This window comes from Bacillus weihaiensis (genome assembly GCF_001889165.1).
Lineage (GTDB): Bacteria > Bacillota > Bacilli > Bacillales > Bacillaceae > Metabacillus > Metabacillus weihaiensis.
The window spans coordinates 821,356-840,000 of sequence record NZ_CP016020.1; the positions used below are offsets into that span (position 1 = coordinate 821,356).

General features: G+C 37.8%; 13 protein-coding genes, 2 rRNA genes and 1 riboswitch (1 of these 16 only partly in view). Of the genes, 8 read left to right on the plus strand and 7 right to left on the minus strand.

The genetic code is table 11. The features are described 5' to 3' along the window. Window positions 1-174: 174 nt before the first annotated feature. Window positions 175-537 (minus strand): DUF2188 domain-containing protein, encoded by a 363-nt coding sequence (locus tag A9C19_RS03870; RefSeq protein WP_072578739.1) that lies wholly within the window; start codon window positions 535-537, stop codon window positions 175-177. Window positions 538-615: 78 nt separating this feature from the next. Then, window positions 616-903 (minus strand): thiamine-binding protein, encoded by a 288-nt coding sequence (locus tag A9C19_RS03875; protein ID WP_072578740.1) that lies wholly within the window; start codon window positions 901-903, stop codon window positions 616-618. 194 nt (window positions 904-1,097) lie between these two features. On the opposite strand from A9C19_RS03875, the gene A9C19_RS03880 reads away from it, so the two are divergent. From A9C19_RS03880 to A9C19_RS03890, 3 genes are all read left to right on the plus strand, one after another. Beyond that, on the plus strand, window positions 1,098-2,825 hold the full coding sequence (locus A9C19_RS03880; RefSeq protein WP_072578741.1) for an ABC transporter ATP-binding protein: 1,728 nt from the start codon (window positions 1,098-1,100) through the stop codon (window positions 2,823-2,825). Further along, a complete protein-coding gene (locus A9C19_RS03885; RefSeq protein ID WP_072578742.1) occupies window positions 2,822-4,651 on the plus strand; it encodes an ABC transporter ATP-binding protein in 1,830 nt (609 codons plus the stop codon). Before A9C19_RS03880 ends, A9C19_RS03885 begins: the two co-directional genes overlap by 4 nt. Window positions 4,652-5,083: 432 nt before the next feature. After that, on the plus strand, window positions 5,084-6,925 hold the full coding sequence (locus A9C19_RS03890; RefSeq protein ID WP_072578743.1) for a sensor domain-containing protein: 1,842 nt from the start codon (window positions 5,084-5,086) through the stop codon (window positions 6,923-6,925). 240 nt (window positions 6,926-7,165) lie between these two features. Here the strand turns inward: A9C19_RS03890 and A9C19_RS03895 are convergent, their stop codons facing one another. Continuing rightward, window positions 7,166-8,554 carry a protoporphyrinogen oxidase gene (locus A9C19_RS03895; protein WP_072578744.1) on the minus strand — a complete coding sequence of 463 codons (1,389 nt, stop codon included), beginning with the start codon at window positions 8,552-8,554 and terminating at the stop codon, window positions 7,166-7,168. Between the two features lie 237 nt (window positions 8,555-8,791). On the opposite strand from A9C19_RS03895, the gene A9C19_RS03900 reads away from it, so the two are divergent. Beyond that, window positions 8,792-9,505, plus strand: coding sequence for a hypothetical protein (locus A9C19_RS03900; RefSeq protein WP_072578745.1), 714 nt, complete (start codon window positions 8,792-8,794; stop codon window positions 9,503-9,505). A 186-nt stretch (window positions 9,506-9,691) separates the two neighbouring features. Here the strand turns inward: A9C19_RS03900 and A9C19_RS03905 are convergent, their stop codons facing one another. Next, entirely contained in the window at window positions 9,692-10,213 is a 522-nt protein-coding gene (locus A9C19_RS03905) for a DinB family protein (RefSeq protein ID WP_072578746.1), read from the minus strand. A 239-nt stretch (window positions 10,214-10,452) separates the two neighbouring features. Here A9C19_RS03905 and A9C19_RS03910 point away from each other — a divergent pair, with 239 nt between their 5' ends. Next, the gene (locus tag A9C19_RS03910) at window positions 10,453-11,361 is read left to right on the plus strand and encodes a DMT family transporter (RefSeq protein WP_072578747.1); all 909 of its coding nucleotides are present in this window, start codon (window positions 10,453-10,455) and stop codon (window positions 11,359-11,361) included. Here A9C19_RS03910 and A9C19_RS03915 read toward each other — a convergent pair. The 3 genes from A9C19_RS03915 to thiT form a co-directional block, all read right to left on the minus strand. Continuing rightward, window positions 11,358-12,455, minus strand: a complete 1,098-nt coding sequence (locus A9C19_RS03915) for a gluzincin family metallopeptidase (RefSeq protein ID WP_072578748.1) — start codon at window positions 12,453-12,455, stop codon at window positions 11,358-11,360. The two genes, A9C19_RS03910 and A9C19_RS03915, sit on opposite strands and share 4 nt — an antisense overlap. A 404-nt stretch (window positions 12,456-12,859) precedes the next feature. After that, window positions 12,860-13,048 (minus strand): hypothetical protein, encoded by a 189-nt coding sequence (locus A9C19_RS03920; protein WP_072578749.1) that lies wholly within the window; start codon window positions 13,046-13,048, stop codon window positions 12,860-12,862. A gap of 237 nt (window positions 13,049-13,285) precedes the next feature. Further along, complete coding sequence (gene thiT / locus A9C19_RS03925) at window positions 13,286-13,855, minus strand: energy-coupled thiamine transporter ThiT (RefSeq protein WP_072578750.1); 570 nt, start codon at window positions 13,853-13,855, stop codon at window positions 13,286-13,288. 69 nt (window positions 13,856-13,924) lie between these two features. Further along, window positions 13,925-14,022, minus strand: a riboswitch (TPP riboswitch). Between the two features lie 613 nt (window positions 14,023-14,635). Here thiT and A9C19_RS03930 point away from each other — a divergent pair. From A9C19_RS03930 to A9C19_RS03940, 3 genes are all read left to right on the plus strand, one after another. Further along, window positions 14,636-15,250, plus strand: coding sequence for a hypothetical protein (locus A9C19_RS03930; RefSeq protein WP_072578751.1), 615 nt, complete (start codon window positions 14,636-14,638; stop codon window positions 15,248-15,250). Window positions 15,251-15,935: 685 nt separating this feature from the next. Next, window positions 15,936-17,472, plus strand: a 16S ribosomal RNA gene (locus A9C19_RS03935). 368 nt (window positions 17,473-17,840) lie between these two features. Next, window positions 17,841-18,645 (plus strand): 23S ribosomal RNA (locus A9C19_RS03940) (it continues 2,125 nt past the right edge of the window). The 16S and 23S rRNA genes sit together here, the layout of an rRNA operon.

Here is an 18,645-nt window from a genome sequence, read left to right on the forward strand (position 1 = left end):
AATGATAATTGTGAAGAACTTAACTAGAATAAACGTACGAGTGAGGCTGGGACAAACAAAGAGCCAGGCAACCTCCGATACAACCTATTGTGTGCACGAGATGAAATCAGTGTGTATTTATAGGTGTAGCGATAAGGTGCCAGGCCCTTCATCCCACTTCATCCCAGCCTCGTTTTATGATCCTTGATTTTGCACTCTTTCTATTGTGCCATCTTGACGGTGAATGGTTAAGTGGACATCTTCCGTTTTGATAAGAGAGTGTCCTTTCTCCATTGCTTCTTGTTTTGTTGTGAAGATTTCGTCGACTTCATTCGAGTTTTCCTTTTTGATTGCCCATTTGTCGTCATGGGGGACGACATGATACATTTCTTGATTTTCATTTTTCATTTTTTCGGCTTGGGAGGTTGCGATGGCAATGGCTCGTCCTTCGTCATATTGGTCATCTAAGAGTGCATTTGCAATTTCAATTGCCTTGTTTCTAGTTGCTTCAGGTAGATTTTTCATTGAATTTGGGTAATCATTCTTCGTCCAGCTCATGAAAATTCATCACCTTTCATTTTGCATGTGAGATTAGCGTTTCCGTAACATGTATAGGAAAGAACGCTTCTTCGAATCCTAAGGGAGATGTGTAAGCTTGTCTTCAATGGTAATACCATCAGGCTTATAGTGGAATTTTACATTCGTAATCACTTCTGTTGCCCCCATTGAAATACCGATTTGCTGTGTCGTTTTAATAAGTGTCATAATATCATTCATGTTTCCTTCTACGACTGTCTCCATTGGCCCGATATGGTAGGGTAATCCTGATTCCTTCACTAGTTCTATCATTTTAGGGATTACCCCATCTGTATTCATGTCTTTTCCGTTTGGAAGAACCTGAATTCCTGCAGTAACAGTTGCCATATTCATTCTCCTTTCCATTTCAAGTTGTCTTTGTAGTTTCTATACCTTTCTTTGAAAAGGAATAAACATTTACCTTAAGGTATAAAGAATCTATTTTTTCAGTAAAGTGAAGGTATTTCATTAGGTTAAATATTTTGTCTATACTATAATTTATGAATGAACAAGGAAAGTACATAAATAAAGTGGGTGATAGCATGATTGAGATGGTGAAATACTTAAAGCCTTATAGAGGGAAGCTTGTTTTGGTTGTGTTTTTTTCATTAGTAGCGATTTTGTTTGAATTATATTTACCAACCTTAATGGCTGAGATTGTTGATATTGGGATTGTTCAACAGGATATACCGTTTATCTTACAAACAGGTGGGCTTATGCTCTTATGTGCGTTGATGGCTATTAGTTTAATGGTGACGGTTAGTTATTTTGCTTCAAAGGTTTCATTAGGATTTGGACGAGATATGAGAAAAAGACTTTTTGTCCATATTGAGCATTTTTCATTAGAGGAGTATGAAAAATTTGGTTCAGCTTCTTTGATTACTAGAACGACGAATGATGTGAAGGTCGTTCAAGATGTTGTGAATATGATGCAGAGATTAATGACGAGAGCGCCATTAATGTTAATAGGTGGTGTGTTTCTTGCTATATCAAGAGATGCGTCTTTATCACTTGTTTTCTTAGGAGCCTTACCTATATTGGCAATTGTTATTGTGTTCATTGCAAGAAAAGCCATTCCCTTATTTTCAGCCTTACAGAAGAAGACAGATCGATTAACGCTGTTATTAAGAGAAGGATTAACGGGTGTTCGTGTTGTGAGGGCCTTTAATCAAGTAGAGTTTGAAAAAACACGTTTTAATGAGGCGAATGAGGATTTTCGAGATACCGGAATAAAGGTTGGAAAGTTAATGGCTACTTTATTTCCAATCATGTTAATCATTATGAACTTTACGAATATCGCAATCATTTGGTTCGGTGCTATGAGAATTGACCAAGGTGATATGCAGGTCGGAAACCTTTTGGCCTTTATCCAGTATGCAGCCATGATTTTAATGTCATTAATAATGCTGTCTATGGCATTTATTATGATTCCACGGGCACAGGTTTCAGCAAAGAGATTGAACGAGGTATTATTAACAGCTCCAATGATTAAGGATCCAGAATCAGAAGAACAAGGGACCTTTCAAGAGGGTGTTATTGAGTTTCAGAATGTGACCTTTCGTTATGAGGGGGCTGAAAAACCGGTGCTAAGAGCTCTTTCTTTTACAGCGAAACCTGGTGAAACAACCGCCATCATTGGAAGTACTGGTTCAGGAAAATCAACACTTCTTCAATTGATACCACGTTTTTATGATGTGGAAAGCGGGTCAATTTTGATTGATGGAGTAAATATAAAACAGTTGAAACAAAGTACGCTACGGAAGAAGATTGGATATGTCCCACAGAAAGCAACATTGTTCAGTGGCACGATTGCAGAAAATATGCGTTATGGTAATGAACAAGCCTCAGAAGAAGAGATATTGACTTCTTTAGAAACCGCTCAAGCACTTGAGTTCGTATTAAAAAGAGATAGCGGAATTCATAGTCAGTTAGAACAGGCTGGCTCTAATTTATCTGGTGGTCAAAAGCAACGACTTTCTATAGCACGTTCACTTGTGAGAAAACCACTGATCTATTTATTTGATGATAGTTTCTCAGCGCTTGATTATCAGACGGACCGGAAGCTTAGAGATGCACTTAAAAAGGAAACATCACAAGCTACAATTCTTGTTGTGGCCCAACGAGTTAGTACTGTTAAAGATGCGGAGAAAATCATTGTGTTAAATGATGGGGAAATTGTAGGAATCGGAACGCATGATGAGTTAGTTGAAAGTAACCCTGTGTACCAAGAAATCGTCGCTTCACAACAAAGTGGGGAGGTGGGAGCATGAGTGGAAGAGGTCCAATGGGTGGAGGTAGACATCAGGCACCAGGTATGCCAGTTGAGAAGCCGAAGAATTTCAAAAAAACATTTAAGCGTCTTTTAGGATACTTGTCGCCTTGGAAGAATCGTTTGCTATTTGTTGCAGCTGCAGCCATTTTATCAACACTCTTTAATGTGATTAGCCCTAAATTATTAGGAGATGCAACCTCATCTATTTTTGAAAGCTTTACATCAAATCGAGGAATTGATTTTGAATTTATTTCTCAAATCTTATTAACCCTACTTCTATTGTATTTCCTGTCTTCCATTTTTGCCTATGTACAGCAATATATTATGGCAGGAATTTCTCAGCGTACTGTTGCGAAGCTGCGTCAGGAAGTAAATGAAAAGCTATCACGTATGCCTTTGCGTTATTTTGATCAGCATTCACACGGGGACTTATTAAGTAGGGCGGTAAATGACATTGATAATATCAACAACTCTTTACAACAAGCGCTTACTCAAGTGATTAATTCCGTTATCTCCATAATAGGAATTATCATTATGATGATTTTTATTAGTCCACTGTTAACATTAGTCGTGTTTGTGACCATCCCTCTTAGTTTAGCTGTCGCAAGGTTTATTACAAAGTTTTCACAGAAACACTTTGTAAGGCAGCAAGAGGAATTAGGTCATATAAACGGGCATATTGAAGAAATGTTCACAGGACACCGAGTTGTAAAAGCGTATGGACATGAGGAAAAAGCAATTGAAGCATTTGACACAATTAATGATCGGTTATATCAGTCAAGCTGGAGAGCACAGTTTTTATCAGGCCTTATGATGCCCTTGATGGGGTTTGTAGGGAATTTGGGTTTTATTATTGTGTCAATCTCCGGTGGACTACTAGTGCTAAACGGGAGTATACGAGTTGGTGACGTACAGGCCTTCATCCAATATACACAGCAAATCTCTCAGCCGTTAGCGCAAGTAGCAGGTATTGCCAATATGATTCAGGTAGCTATTGCTTCTGCTGAGCGAGTGTTTCTTTTACTTGATGAAGAGGAAGAAGAAAAAGAAATACCTTCAACTATCCATGTGAAGGCTCTTAAAGGACGTGTAACCTTTGATCACGTACAGTTTGGGTATAAAAAAGATGAGCCAATTATTCAAAATGTGAGTTTAGAAGTAGAGGAAGGTCAAACTGTGGCGATTGTTGGTCCGACCGGTGCAGGAAAAACAACGTTAGTAAATTTACTTATGCGATTTTATGAAATAAATAGTGGGGCTATTAAAATTGATGGTGTTTCCCTAACTGAGATGAGTAGAGAGCAGGTTCGAAGTCTCTATGCAATGGTGTTACAGGATACTTGGTTATTTGGTGGCACGATTCGAGAAAATATCGGGTATGGGAATAAAGCTGCGACAGCAGATGAAATTGAAGAAGCGGCTAAACATGCTTATGCAGATGATTTTATCCGGACTCTTCCAGAAGGCTATGAGACGGTTCTTGGTGAAGATGCAACAAACCTCTCCCAAGGACAGCGTCAGCTACTAACTATTGCAAGAGCGCTACTCGCAAAGCCGAAAATTCTCTTGTTAGATGAAGCGACAAGTAGTGTAGATACAAGAACGGAAATGAAAATTCAAAAAGCAATGACAAAGCTTTTAGAAGGAAGAACCAGCTTTGTTATCGCTCACCGCTTGTCCACCATTAAGGATGCAGACTTAATTCTTGTCATGAAAGACGGGGATATCATTGAAAAAGGAAATCATAAGGAGCTGCTAGCGCTGAATGGTTTTTACACGGAATTGTATCAAAGTCAGTTCTCGGAAAGTGACACAGCGTCATAAATAAAAAAACGTTCTATCCTTATATGGGGAGAACGTTTTTTTGTTTATAAGGATGGATTGTCACTTCCGAGAAACATTCTCACCTGTAAAGAGAGTGACTCTCATCTTGTGTACGAGGATAAAATGATGAATGAGAATTTAGAGATAATGGGAATGGGCGTCAAATGTATAAAGAGAATAGCCTTTCTAGTAAATTAGGTTGAGCCGAAATTAACAGGATTATATTATGTTTAAAGAGGACCACGTTTATTTTTCTTTCGTACTAGTTGTATAAAGTTTTTGTCGAATGGTTAAAAAAGATGTTTTTATTTGTTATAATCAGTTCATGGATATAAAATGATGAAAAAATAAAGAGGATAATGTACTATATTATTTCCTTTTACTACCTATTTTATTATTGCATTTATTTATACGATTTTTTAAGGAGATAGAATGAAATACACCTGGCGAATAACTCTCACTTTAGTCCTTTTAGTCGTTAATTTTATCATATTTTCACAGTTGAATTTAGAAAAATATATCATTCAAGTGATCGTTGTCAATTTAGCAAACGTTTGTATAGGTTGGATAATTGGTTTTCAGCTAGATAAATATATTCATTCTAGAAAAGAGTTCGGCTTAACTCAGAAAACTTTACTTGATTACGCTTTTGCGTTAGAATCTGTTCCAATCGGCATTGGTATTACAAATGATAAAGGACAGTTTGAATATGTGAATAAATCTCATCAGAACCTCTATGGTTATAGCGCAGAAGAGTTATTAAATATGACTTGGAGACAATGCTATTCTAGAGATAATCTGAGAAAACTAGAAACATCTATACCTCCATTATTAAAGGATGGAAAGTGGAAAGGAGAGACAATAGGGATAAGAAAAGATGGCTCTACTTTTCCACAAGAAATACATCTTTCTATCATTGAAGGTACGAACAAAGTGATTTGTGTAGTGCGTGATATTTCGGAACAACAACAATATCTAGCCAATATTAAGTATGTAGCTGAACATGATGTGCTAACGAATCTCCCTAATCGACGTAAATTACTAGTTGATTTAAGTGAAAATAAAAAGGGTTCGGTTGATACATCGATCTTATATATTGATTTAGATCGATTTAAAATGGTGAACGATACACTTGGTCATAAGTATGGTGATGAATTATTAGTAATGGTTGCTAAGAGATTGCTCTCCATTCAAAATGAATATGGAAGGGTCTATCATCTTGGAGGAGATGAGTTTATAGTCCTTATACAGAATGGACATCATGACTATATTGAGAACATGGCTATCGAGCTTATTAGCCTTTTTAAAGAACCTTATCTCATTTTTGGTAAAAATGTTATGATAACAGCGAGTATTGGGATTTGTCGTTACTCTGAGGATACAACTAATTATGATGAACTAATTAAGTTGGCCGATACAGCTATGTTACATGCGAAAATGGATGGAAAAAATACGTATAAGTTTTTTGATAATGAGCTTAAAATCCGATTAGAAAGAGAATCGATTATTGAACATGCACTAAGAAAAGCGATTGCTAATCATGAATTTTTTATTCATTATCAACCAAAGTGGAATTTAGTTGATTCTTCATTAGTAGGTTTTGAAGCCCTTATTAGATGGAAGAATCCTTCATTGGGAATGGTTTCTCCTGCTGAATTTATACCGATTGCAGAAGATACAGGATTAATCACTGATATTGGAAATTGGATCATTGATCATGTTTTATGTCAGATGTCTAAGTGGAGATCAAAAGGACTTCCTCTTGTTAAGGTATCGGTTAATGTCTCACAAAGGCAATTCAAAGATAATAAGCTGGTGAGTTATATTGAGAAATGCCTGGGTGATCATAGGATTGATGCTGAACTACTTGAAATCGAAATTACAGAAAGTTTAATAGCTGATTTTAATCTCATTATTCCACAACTTCATGCTCTTAGGGATAGAGGGGTAGGGATCTCCATTGATGACTTTGGTACAGGATACTCTTCACTAAATTTTATCAATGATTTACCTATCGATACATTGAAAATAGATCAATCTTTTATCCGAGGATTAGTAGATAATGAGAAAAATAGTTTATTGGTAAAAGCTATTATTGATATTGGAAATACTCTGAATCTCACTATTGTTGCTGAGGGAATTGAAACGGAAGAACAGCTAACTAAACTTGTTGAATTGAATTGTACTTTAGGACAGGGATACTTGCTTGGGAAACCTTTAGGTGTATTGGAAGTAGAATCATCATACTTAAACAGAGCCTCATCTTCTTTTTAGGAGTGAGGTTCTTTGCTGTGTTGTTTTGAAACGAAAAAATAAAAGGGAGTATGGATAAAGGAGGGATTCTAACCATATAAAAGAGAACGTTCAGTCTAAAATGTAGAAGGGGTAAAACGAGTCTATCTTTAGGATAAACGTTAAAAGTGACCAGCAAGAATAGCCTGATACTTAGGTACTGGCTTTTCTTGCTGGAGGATTCAGGAATTATATCCTATTTAATGAAAAGACAAAGTAACATTAGGATAAAGATTGGATTATTTTCTCTGCGGTTTCTTTCCCGTTTTTAATACATGCCGCAATTCCTACTCCGAAGTAGGATGCCCCAGCTAAATAAAGGTGAGGATATGACTTTGATAGTTTGTCATTTAAAGCCTTAACGGCATGCTGATGACCTAAATGGTAGGTAGGCATGAGATCATTCCATGGTGTAACTGTAACAGATGTAGGCTTTGATGTAATATGTAAGCTTTTTTCAATATCCTTTAAAGCGGTTTGAATGAGCTGCTGTTCGTTCATTTTCTTTAAATCCTCGAAAACAGGATTCGTGCTTTTATAGAACAAGCGAACTAACAAGTTTTGCTTACTTGACGTATGTGCCCACTTTTTACTTGTCCACGTACATGCATTGCAATGTAAATCACTGTTTTCCGTAACAATAAAACCTGTTCCATCAGCAGGTAGCTCTTTATCTGGTAGGTGGAAGCCAAGGTAAATACTAATTAACGATGAGTTTTTCAGCTTGTTAAATTCATCATTTAGGTCATCGTCTGTTAATAGATTCTTTGTGACATCATGTGGTGTTGTTAGCACAAGATAATCGGTAGTGATTGTCTCGCCATTCTCTACTGTTATCTCGTATTGACTTGCTTTTTTATCGATCCTCACTGTTTTCATACCTTTATAGATGTCTGCTTCGGTTAACTTCTCTTCAAGTACATCAATCATGTGAGAAAGACCGTTTTTAAAAGAAAGAAATTTCTTTTGACTTTTTGATTGGAATTTTTCTTTGTTTTTGGACATGCCACGGATTATACTTCCATATTGATTTTTGTAATCAACTAAATAGGGTAAGGTTGATGACATGGTTAACTTGTCTAAACTACCGGAATATACACCGGAAAGGACAGGTGCAATCTGATTCTCAACAATCTCCTTTCCCAGAAAAGCTTCCAAAAATTCTCCTACTGAGCTATTTTTTGTATAAGTTTTGTTTTTCTTTACAAAATCTTTCAATGCTTCTATCTTACCTTTTGGTGTGATAAGAGTGCTAGTAAATAAAGACGTTATACTTGTTGGAATGCCAAACACTGTATCTGCAGGAATCGGTTTGAGCTTATTATTTGTATATATATAAGAGATTCCCGTTTCGTTATATACAATTTCATCTTCTAGCTGAAGCTCTTTAATGAATGGAAGGACCCCTTCATTTCTTGCTACAATCGAGTCAGCGCCCGTTTCCATCACAAATTCTCCATCAGAAACTGTTTTAATTTTCCCACCGAGTCTTTCATTCTGTTCAATAAGAATTAATTTAAGATCAATAGTATGTTCAAGTATGTATTTTTGAAGATAGTACATTGTCGTTAGGCCAGTAATGCCGCCTCCGATAACGACAGCCGTTTTCATAATCGTCACTCCTCATCATATAAATGCTATTCCCCATTATATATGTAAATACAGTAGGACACATAATTCTTACAGGATAATTCAATAATATGAAATAGTTTGTTAACAATTTATTCATATTTTTTGGTCAGACTAATAGTGTCGGGCAGGATAGTTAGTCGATTGATCAATGGTTTCCTATTACATTCTCTATTTTAATAGCTAGGAATGTAAAGTGAAAAAAATGGAGGGAAAAACATGAGAAAATTAGTTATTTCAGGTTTAGCAGTAGGCGCTTTGACGTTAGGAGCAGTAGGTATTCATTCAGCATTTGCAGATGAGAAACCTACTGTAGTACAAACAGATCAAGAAAAGCCGCAAAAAGTTGGTCATGGGATCAAAAGTGAATGGATAAAAAAACAAGCTGAAAAACTTGGGGTTTCGACGGAAGGGAAAACAACAAAGGAAATAGCAAATGAAGTTCGTGAATTACTCCTTATGGAGGAAGCAAAAGAGCTTGGGATTGAAACAGAAGGAAAAGAGACAAAAGAGTTAATGAAGGAAGTAAAGGAAGCACATATTCTAAAAAGAGCGAAGGAGTTTTCTATTGATACAGAAGGAAAGGAATTAAAGGAAATTGCCAAGGATGTGTTTGAGGCGTCTGTGAAAAAGGAAGCAGAGGAGCTTGATATCGAAGTGGAAGGGAAGGACTCTAAAGAACTTGCTAAGGAAGTACGTAGTAAAAAAGTAATTCAAACTGCTGAAAAATTAAATATTGACATTGAGGATAAAAGTACAAAAGAATTAATGAAAGAAATACTTACGAATCATGCTGATGAAGCCATTGATCAGGAGTTGTTTCCTTTTAATAAGGAAAAACTATGGCATATCGGTAAACACAATAAAGGTCATAAAGGACATGATATAAAGGAAAATAGGAATGAGGATAGTAGTGTGGATTCCGAGGTGTAATCTATAAAAGTTTGGGTAAGAAGAGAGTGCGTTAAAGGTCACTCTTTCCTTACCTAGTTTTCATTTTAGCCAAACAAGAGCGCCTTTGCGGGTGATGTATTTTCTTTACGATGAGAAGGTATGGCGCTAATCCTTATTAGTAGAACCAGCTAAGGGATAAAGACGTTTAAAGTACTTGTTGATCTATTAAGATTTCGATTGAGCTGAGGTATTTCTTTTTCTTACAGCGTCCTTAATTTCATGAATTTGTTCAAGATGTCGTCTCTCATGGTACCCGATAAATTCGATCCATTGCTTTAAAGAGAGGGTTTTAAAAGCCGGGTGTATAAATCCTCGAGTTGTTAAATCAATATCGTTCGGAATGGAATCTATGAGAGTAAATAATTCTTTTCTAGATGATTCTAAATCTGTCAACAATTGTTGTTTGTTCATTTTCTTTTCTGACGGAACGATGGAATTTTTAGCTTTGATTTTGAATGTTCGATCAAGAGTGAGAGCTATCGGTTTATCTGGCAGTGGCTCCTGCTCGGGTAAGGTCAAAGTATAGTGAATAGCTTTTGTTATTTCTTTTTCGGTTTTGTATAAATGTTCTAACACCTGACTGATACTCCATGTTGTGTCTGTAGGTTTTAAATTCATCTCATCTTCTGAAACCATTTCTACTGATTGAACAACTTCTTTTCTACTAGTATCGAGTTGTAATTTCATGTCATCTCTCCCTTTAAAAAATAGGTTCCTTACATTAGTATACTATGATAGTCAGAATGAGCTAGAATCAATATTTCTACATCATTTTTATTCTTTCCCTCCTGAACTATGGTAAACTATTGAAGGTTTTATAAAAGATTCATTTTTTAGCTTTGCGTGTACATTTCAACAAAGTCATCACATACATACACACAGCCTTTAAAATTAAGTGAACTAGGTGATAGAGAGGAGTATTTGGCGTGAAGTCATCTAATGTTTATCCTTATGCTGCGTTACTAGTAGGAGTTATTGCCGTTTCAACTTCTGCTATTTTCGTAAAGTTAACTTCTGCACCAGCAGCAGTTACTGCGTTTTATCGTTTATTCTTTGCAACACTGTTACTAATGCCCTTATTTTTGACTAAACATGTTAAGGATGTTAAAGGTCTGACGAAAAAAGACTGGGGTTATTCCATTTTAGCAGGAGTTCTTTTGGCATTTCATTTTATAGTTTGGTTCGAATCTTTGAATTATACTTCTGTTGCAAGTTCAGTTGTTCTTGTCACTCTACAACCGCTTTTTGCCTTTATTGGCACGTATTTATTCTTTAAAGAAAAGGTTACTAGAGTTGCAATAAGTAGTGGAATACTTGCCATTATTGGGAGTGTTATAATTAGTTGGGGTGATTTTCGGATAAGTGGTCTTGCTCTTTTTGGAGACCTATTAGCTCTGGCTGCTTGCGCCATGATTACAGCCTATCTATTAGTTGGACAGGGAATAAGGAAGCGTCATTCACTTACCCTTTATACGTTTATTGTATACGGTATTAGTTCTTTTACCTTGCTCTTATATTGTTTATTCTTACAATATCCTATGTTTTCATATCCTTCATGGGATTGGTATAACTTTTTGCTGCTGGCCATTATTCCGACGCTTTTAGGCCATTCACTATTTAATTGGTCATTGAAGTGGGTTAGCACGAACACAATATCTGTCATGATTTTACTTGAACCTGTTGGCTCTATCGTACTCGCCTATTATTTTCTGAATGAGAGAATAATCCTTTCACAAGCAGTAGGTGGTTTGGTTATCATGGTAGGGATTATGTTCTTCTTACTAGAAAAAAGACTGACAAAGCAAATACGTTCTAAAGTAAAGCCTGCTAGCTAAGCAGGCTTTATTTGGATGTACTTTTCTTGAAGCATTTCTATTGTTAATCCAGTAGCTTCTTTGAATCCTTCCTCAAAATCATTGGTTATAGCTGTCTTTTCAATAATGTCACGGATGATTTCTTCTCCATAAGTATCAATGATAAATTTTATTGCGTAATAACTTTGAAGATAAACATGATACCCTCTTAGTCGATACTCTTCCCAATCTTGGTGTGTAACAAGATGCTTAAAGTCAGTTTCCTCAAATGAGTGAAGGGGATGAGCTACATTATTCATCCCGATATATTCCGCCACACCCTCATGAAACCACAAGGGAATCCGATAAAGATAAAGTCCTTCTTGCCTAATATAGGCTTGTAATCGATAGTGTGTATATTCATGTAAAATGGTACTTCTAAAATGAAAGGAATGAGGTAGTTGATCATCTAAAATAGCTGGTAAATCCGTAATGGCAATGCCCATAATGTCATTAGGATCATCGAAATATCCCATTGTTTGTTCTAAAGATGTTTGATTATAGAGTTCTTCAGTAGATTCATGAAGGATTAAATCAATAGAGCTGTCCTCAACATTACCTAAAAGCTTTGTAGTTAATGCTTCAGCTTGATCGATTGAATGATGGATGACTGGTAAGAGTTCTTCCTCACTCTCTTGATAATAAATATGAACATTTCCATAAACACTTACTGATTTATCTATTTTTAATCTATTGTAGTTTGTCTGATGAGTGCGGAGATTCGAAAATTGAAACGTATAAATGGATAATTTCTCTTTAAAGCTAAGTTGATTCCCAAGTTCAGAAGTAATTAAATAAGTCGTAGAACTAAAGTATGCTGATGTAAACATAAGTAAAATGAGAATCAGGCAGATAAGTTCTTTTGGTTTACCTGTTACCTTAAAATATGAATTCCTTTTATTTATAAAGAGGATAAATATGAAACAAAAAAGTGAATAAATGGATAATGATGTGCTAATACGTAAGCTAAAGTTTAAAGGTAAAAATGAGTAAATGAATTGTGAAGCCAGAAAGATTACGACTAGCAACAATAATAACCGAATAATGTACGTAAAAAGAAATTTTATTTTACTCAAGGATGCCTCCTAGATCGTTGCTTTATTTGATATCTATGAGGTCACTCTTTGGAAAATAACATTCTTTTTTAGAATAATAGCTAGACGTGATTAGTTTGTGTAAATAGAAGTTTGTAAGAAGAAGAAAACAGGTTGTAGACAAAAGGATTATTTTAGTAGAAAAGATAACCGGGATAGACTGTGTTGTTTTGATACTTTACCTGTAGTTTAATTACTACTGCACATGAAGTTTATAGTTCTGTTGATTGTAGCGGAAGGCTCACCGTTAGTCCCGCGGAAAGCGAAGTTTGGAATGAATATCAACAACCACCTTTCACTTTAAGCCAAAAAAAGACTGTAGACAAACCCGATTTTTACCCGAGTTTGTCTACAGTCTGAAATGTCTCGTATGAAAGACCTTTCTTTTAGATGAGTTGATAGAAAACGGTAGATAAATAGGCAAAGATAAATCCTAATGGAAGGCTTATCATAAGGGGGATTCCCTGTACAGGTCCTTCGGCATTACTTACTCGAAGAGCCTCTTTATACCCGTACAAAAAATTAATAATGGATAGAAAAAGTGTAAGTAGCATAATAGAATAAATCAAGTTCATCGTCCATTCCTCCGTATTATCTAGTTCTATACTCTAGTAAATGCAATTCCTCTTAATAATATGATTTGTTTTTGTGCTTTTTTGTAGATAATTATTTTTGCTAGAAGAAAAAGAGGCTGGGACAAAACAAAGAGCCAGGCACCCTCCGATACAATCTAATGTGTGCACTAGATAAATCAGTGCGTACATATAGTCGTTACGATAAGGTGCCAGGCACTTCTGTCCCATCCTCTTTTGTTACTTCTTATTAATTAATCTAGGTGAGGCGATTAATAGAATATTGACGATAATAGCAGAAATGATAATAGTTGGAATCATATAAGATGCATTATAGCTTATAGAGTATAAAAGCACAGGTGTACCTTCTGGTGCGAATGAAGCAAAGAAGAATACGCCAGAAATGACATGCATGACTAGTCGGAGTAGTCCTCCAAGTATGATCCCAAGTGAAATATAGATCATTGCTCTGTTCTTTTTGTTCGCTAATAAAGAGTTTTTAACTGGTTTAAACAATAATCCGCTAAATCCTACTACCGTAAAAGCGAGATAATAATCAATAAATCCTTGTACGGGGTGGAAAATTTGCGGGGTTAGGATGGCCTGTAATAAACCTAATAGAAAACCAGTCGATAGCCCACCTTTTAATCCCCATCTGTATGACATAATAAAAATAGGGATCATTCCAATTGAAACGGAACCACCTTGTGGAAGTTTAAGGATAAAACTAGAAGAGAAATCTAGTAATAATGCTAAGGCTGATAATATAGCCACTTCTACTAAAAATAACAATCTTCGATTACTTTGCATGATGGATAACCTCTTTCCTACTTTAAACCAGAAGGAAACCCGGAGATAGAAACAATGATATGAACACTCTTTATTTGTCATCCACATTCCTACGCTAGTCTTAACTAACAGGTTCAAAGGGTCAGGACAATCGTCCAATCTCAGCCAAGGCTCCCCTTGTGGTTATATATATTTTACTACCAATATACTTTAATCAATGGTTGATAACAAGAACCTTGTTTGAATTTGTTTTTTTGAAGAACGTATCAATGCTATGTTAAATCAGTCGCAAGCTGCTTAAGGTTTAATTCTGAGTTCTTTTATAGCAGATTGTTCTTTTTAAATAGGTTTCTTTGAATGAAAACTATTCTAGGTTGAATGGAGGGAAAGTGTGACACTCCTGTGGATGAGTAGGACAGGTGAGATCCCACAGGCATTTACACCGAAAAGGCATACCCTCCGTCCCACGTAAAGTGAGCAACTGGAGTGAGTTCAACCAAATCGGACACTTGATCAATAGCTAAAATGTAAAAGGTAGCTAAATTCTGTAGGTCTGTGCCTCCTTAAATAAGCATCAATGAAAGTGAATCATTGAATAAGAATTGAAGGAGAACCGTTTCTTCTATTCCAATACGCTTCGTTTTTTTTTACTGATTAGCGGTGACTTGGGCTTTAGTTAGAGGTAATGGACTTCTTTTTTTAGTAGCTTTAATAAATGAATGAAAGAAGAAATAGACCAGTGTCATGAAGTGGAAGCTTGACTCATATACTTCATCACTATGTACTAAAGAGGTGATGGGAATGGGAATTAAGAAATTATTTACGTTTAAAAATCTGATGACAACTCCATATAAAAAAGAAGAACTAAACGCAAACCATTATGGAGGAATCGTTCATCAACTAAAGTTAGAAGAGTTTTGGAGTGAATTGGATAGTAATGAGAGGGGGTTTATTAGAAGTTGTGCAAAGAGATCATATGGAGGAAGAATTCAACCACAAGATCTGGATGATCGAAATAGTACATTAAAAACGAAGAGAAAAGATTATGAGTTTTTATTAGGGAACGTCTCTTGGGCTTATCAAGAGGGGAGATATGGCCTAGTGGAAAAATTACTAAAAGAGATCCTCTTAAGGACTGATATTCCTTACGTTTGTCACCGAGCGTATAAAGTACTAGTTCAATTATATAATGAATGGTCTACTCATAATCAAAGCTACTTTAATCAATGTATTGAATATTGTTATAAGCATATTGAGTTAGCTCCTACTCTTTACAAACAGGCAATAGTAGAAGGGAAGGAACCACCTTCCATAGAAGCTTTTGGAATTCTAAAACAACATTATCTAGATGTCGGGAATGTAAGTGAGCATGAAGTGATTGTTTTGCTTGAAAATCGTTATCTCCATCTAGATTAATTCTATTTAAAGATAATCCTCTTGTCTTTTGTACTCAAAGATAAGAAATAATAGTTATAGATTTATATCTAGCTCTGCTACCTACAGGTATTCGCTGTCCGCGGGGAGAGTATTTAAATAGTTGAAAAACCTCAACTAACGACTTTTTTAAAATCAATTCTTCCTACGTCGGTCCGAAAGCCTCGTAAGCTCACGCCTGCGGGGTCTCTTTATGACGTGCTTCTTACGCGGGAGTCTCCAATCTTCCGCTCCAATCATAAAAAAGTAAAGATACAGCATGAAACATTTGTGCAACATTTATAGAAAGAAAAATTCTGCACCTTCGAAAGTTGTTCATCTAGTTGTAAGGATATTTGGGAAGGATACAATGTTTAGTTGTATTCATAAGAGTTATATTCAAGAGGAAAGTGAGTTTTTTTAAAAAAACTAAAAAATGTATTGCTTATTTTAAATGTCCGTGTTATATTATTAAACGTCGCTAACAACAACTTATCTATCGCATTTTAAGAAAAATAAAAAATGTTGACAAGCTGTTTGATAAGTGATATATTAAAGAGGTCGCTTTCGAGAGAAGGTAACACTCATGATCTTTGAAAACTAAACAAAACCAAGCGTATCAAACGTTGATTTTAAAATCAACAAAACGTACTATATAGTACAAAAAACATGAGCAAGTCAAACTACTTTATTGGAGAGTTTGATCCTGGCTCAGGACGAACGCTGGCGGCGTGCCTAATACATGCAAGTCGAGCGAGGTCTTTGGACCTAGCGGCGGACGGGTGAGTAACACGTGGGTAACCTGCCTGTAAGATTGGGATAACTCCGGGAAACCGGAGCTAATACCGGATAACATTTCGAACCGCATGGTTCGAAATTGAAAGATGGCTTCTAGCTATCACTTACAGATGGACCCGCGGCGCATTAGCTAGTTGGTGAGGTAACGGCTCACCAAGGCAACGATGCGTAGCCGACCTGAGAGGGTGATCGGCCACACTGGGACTGAGACACGGCCCAGACTCCTACGGGAGGCAGCAGTAGGGAATCTTCCGCAATGGACGAAAGTCTGACGGAGCAACGCCGCGTGAACGATGAAGGCCTTCGGGTCGTAAAGTTCTGTTGTTAGGGAAGAACAAGTACTAGAGTAACTGCTAGTACCTTGACGGTACCTAACCAGAAAGCCACGGCTAACTACGTGCCAGCAGCCGCGGTAATACGTAGGTGGCAAGCGTTGTCCGGAATTATTGGGCGTAAAGCGCGCGCAGGTGGTTTCTTAAGTCTGATGTGAAAGCCCACGGCTCAACCGTGGAGGGTCATTGGAAACTGGGGAACTTGAGTGCAGAAGAGGAAAGTGGAATTCCAAGTGTAGCGGTGAAATGCGTAGAGATTTGGAGGAACACCAGTGGCGAAGGCGACTTTCTGGTCTGTAACTGACACTGAGGCGCGAAAGCGTGGGGAGCGAACAGGATTAGATACCCTGGTAGTCCACGCCGTAAACGATGAGTGCTAAGTGTTAGAGGGTTTCCGCCCTTTAGTGCTGCAGCAAACGCATTAAGCACTCCGCCTGGGGAGTACGGTCGCAAGACTGAAACTCAAAGGAATTGACGGGGGCCCGCACAAGCGGTGGAGCATGTGGTTTAATTCGAAGCAACGCGAAGAACCTTACCAGGTCTTGACATCCTTCGCTACTTCTAGAGATAGAAGGTTCCCCTTCGGGGGACGAAGTGACAGGTGGTGCATGGTTGTCGTCAGCTCGTGTCGTGAGATGTTGGGTTAAGTCCCGCAACGAGCGCAACCCTTGATCTTAGTTGCCAGCATTCAGTTGGGCACTCTAAGATGACTGCCGGTGACAAACCGGAGGAAGGTGGGGATGACGTCAAATCATCATGCCCCTTATGACCTGGGCTACACACGTGCTACAATGGATGGTACAAAGGGCTGCGAGACTGCGAAGTTAAGCGAATCCCATAAAACCATTCTCAGTTCGGATTGCAGGCTGCAACTCGCCTGCATGAAGCTGGAATCGCTAGTAATCGCGGATCAGCATGCCGCGGTGAATACGTTCCCGGGCCTTGTACACACCGCCCGTCACACCACGAGAGTTTGTAACACCCGAAGTCGGTGGGGTAACCGTAAGGAGCCAGCCGCCTAAGGTGGGACAGATGATTGGGGTGAAGTCGTAACAAGGTAGCCGTATCGGAAGGTGCGGCTGGATCACCTCCTTTCTAAGGATATAGAGGTACGCTTGGTATTTTGTTTAGTTTTGAGAGATCATCTGATCTTTCTATAATAAGTAAGACTCATACATAGGAGTCTAAATGCATCTTGCATTGAAGATCCTGTGTTTTATGTTCCTTGAAAACTAGATAACGAAAACAATTCAAGTAATTCACTGAGTTTAAACGCTTAGTTTAGTGATTCTCTTAATAAATGTAAACCAGGATTCAATGTAAGTATTGATTTCCTGAGACAAAGGAGAAGCGAGAAGTTCGAGGCGACGAGTGATTGAGGAGCGGAATGTACGTTTTTGGTACATGAGCACCGCAGAGCACGAAGTCAACGAAGAAATTCGAAGCTTATCATTTGTCGATGAGGTTAAGTTGTTAAGGGCGCACGGTGGATGCCTTGGCACTAGGAGCCGATGAAGGACGGTACTAACACCGATATGCTTCGGGGAGCTGTAAGTAAGCTTTGATCCGGAGATTTCCGAATGGGGAAACCCACTGTTCGTAATGGAGCAGTATTTTCATCTGAATACATAGGATGATAAAGGCAGACCCGGGGAACTGAAACATCTAAGTACCCGGAGGAAGAGAAAGCAAACGCGATTTCCTGAGTAGCGGCGAGCGAAACGGAATTAGCCCAAACCAAGAGGCTTGCCTCTTGGGGTTGTAGGACACTCTATACGGAGTTACAAAGGAACGGAGTAAATGAAGAGGTCTGGAAAGGCCCGTCAAAGAAGGTAACAACCCTGTAGTTGAAACTTCGTTCCCTCCAGAGTGGATCCTGAGTACGGCGGGACACGTGAAATCCCGTCGGAAGCAGGGAGGACCATCTCCCAAGGCTAAATACTCCCTAGTGACCGATAGTGAACCAGTACCGTGAGGGAAAGGTGAAAAGCACCCCGGAAGGGGAGTGAAACAGATCCTGAAACCGTGTGCCTACAAGTAGTCAAAGCCCGTTAATGGGTAATGGCGTGCCTTTTGTAGAATGAACCGGCGAGTTACGATCCCGTGCAAGGTTAAGTTGATAAGACGGAGCCGCAGCGAAAGCGAGTCTTAAGTAGGGCGAATAAGTACGTGGTCGTAGACCCGAAACCAGGTGATCTACCCATGTCCAGGGTGAAGTTCAGGTAACACTGAATGGAGGCCCGAACCCACGCACGTTGAAAAGTGCGG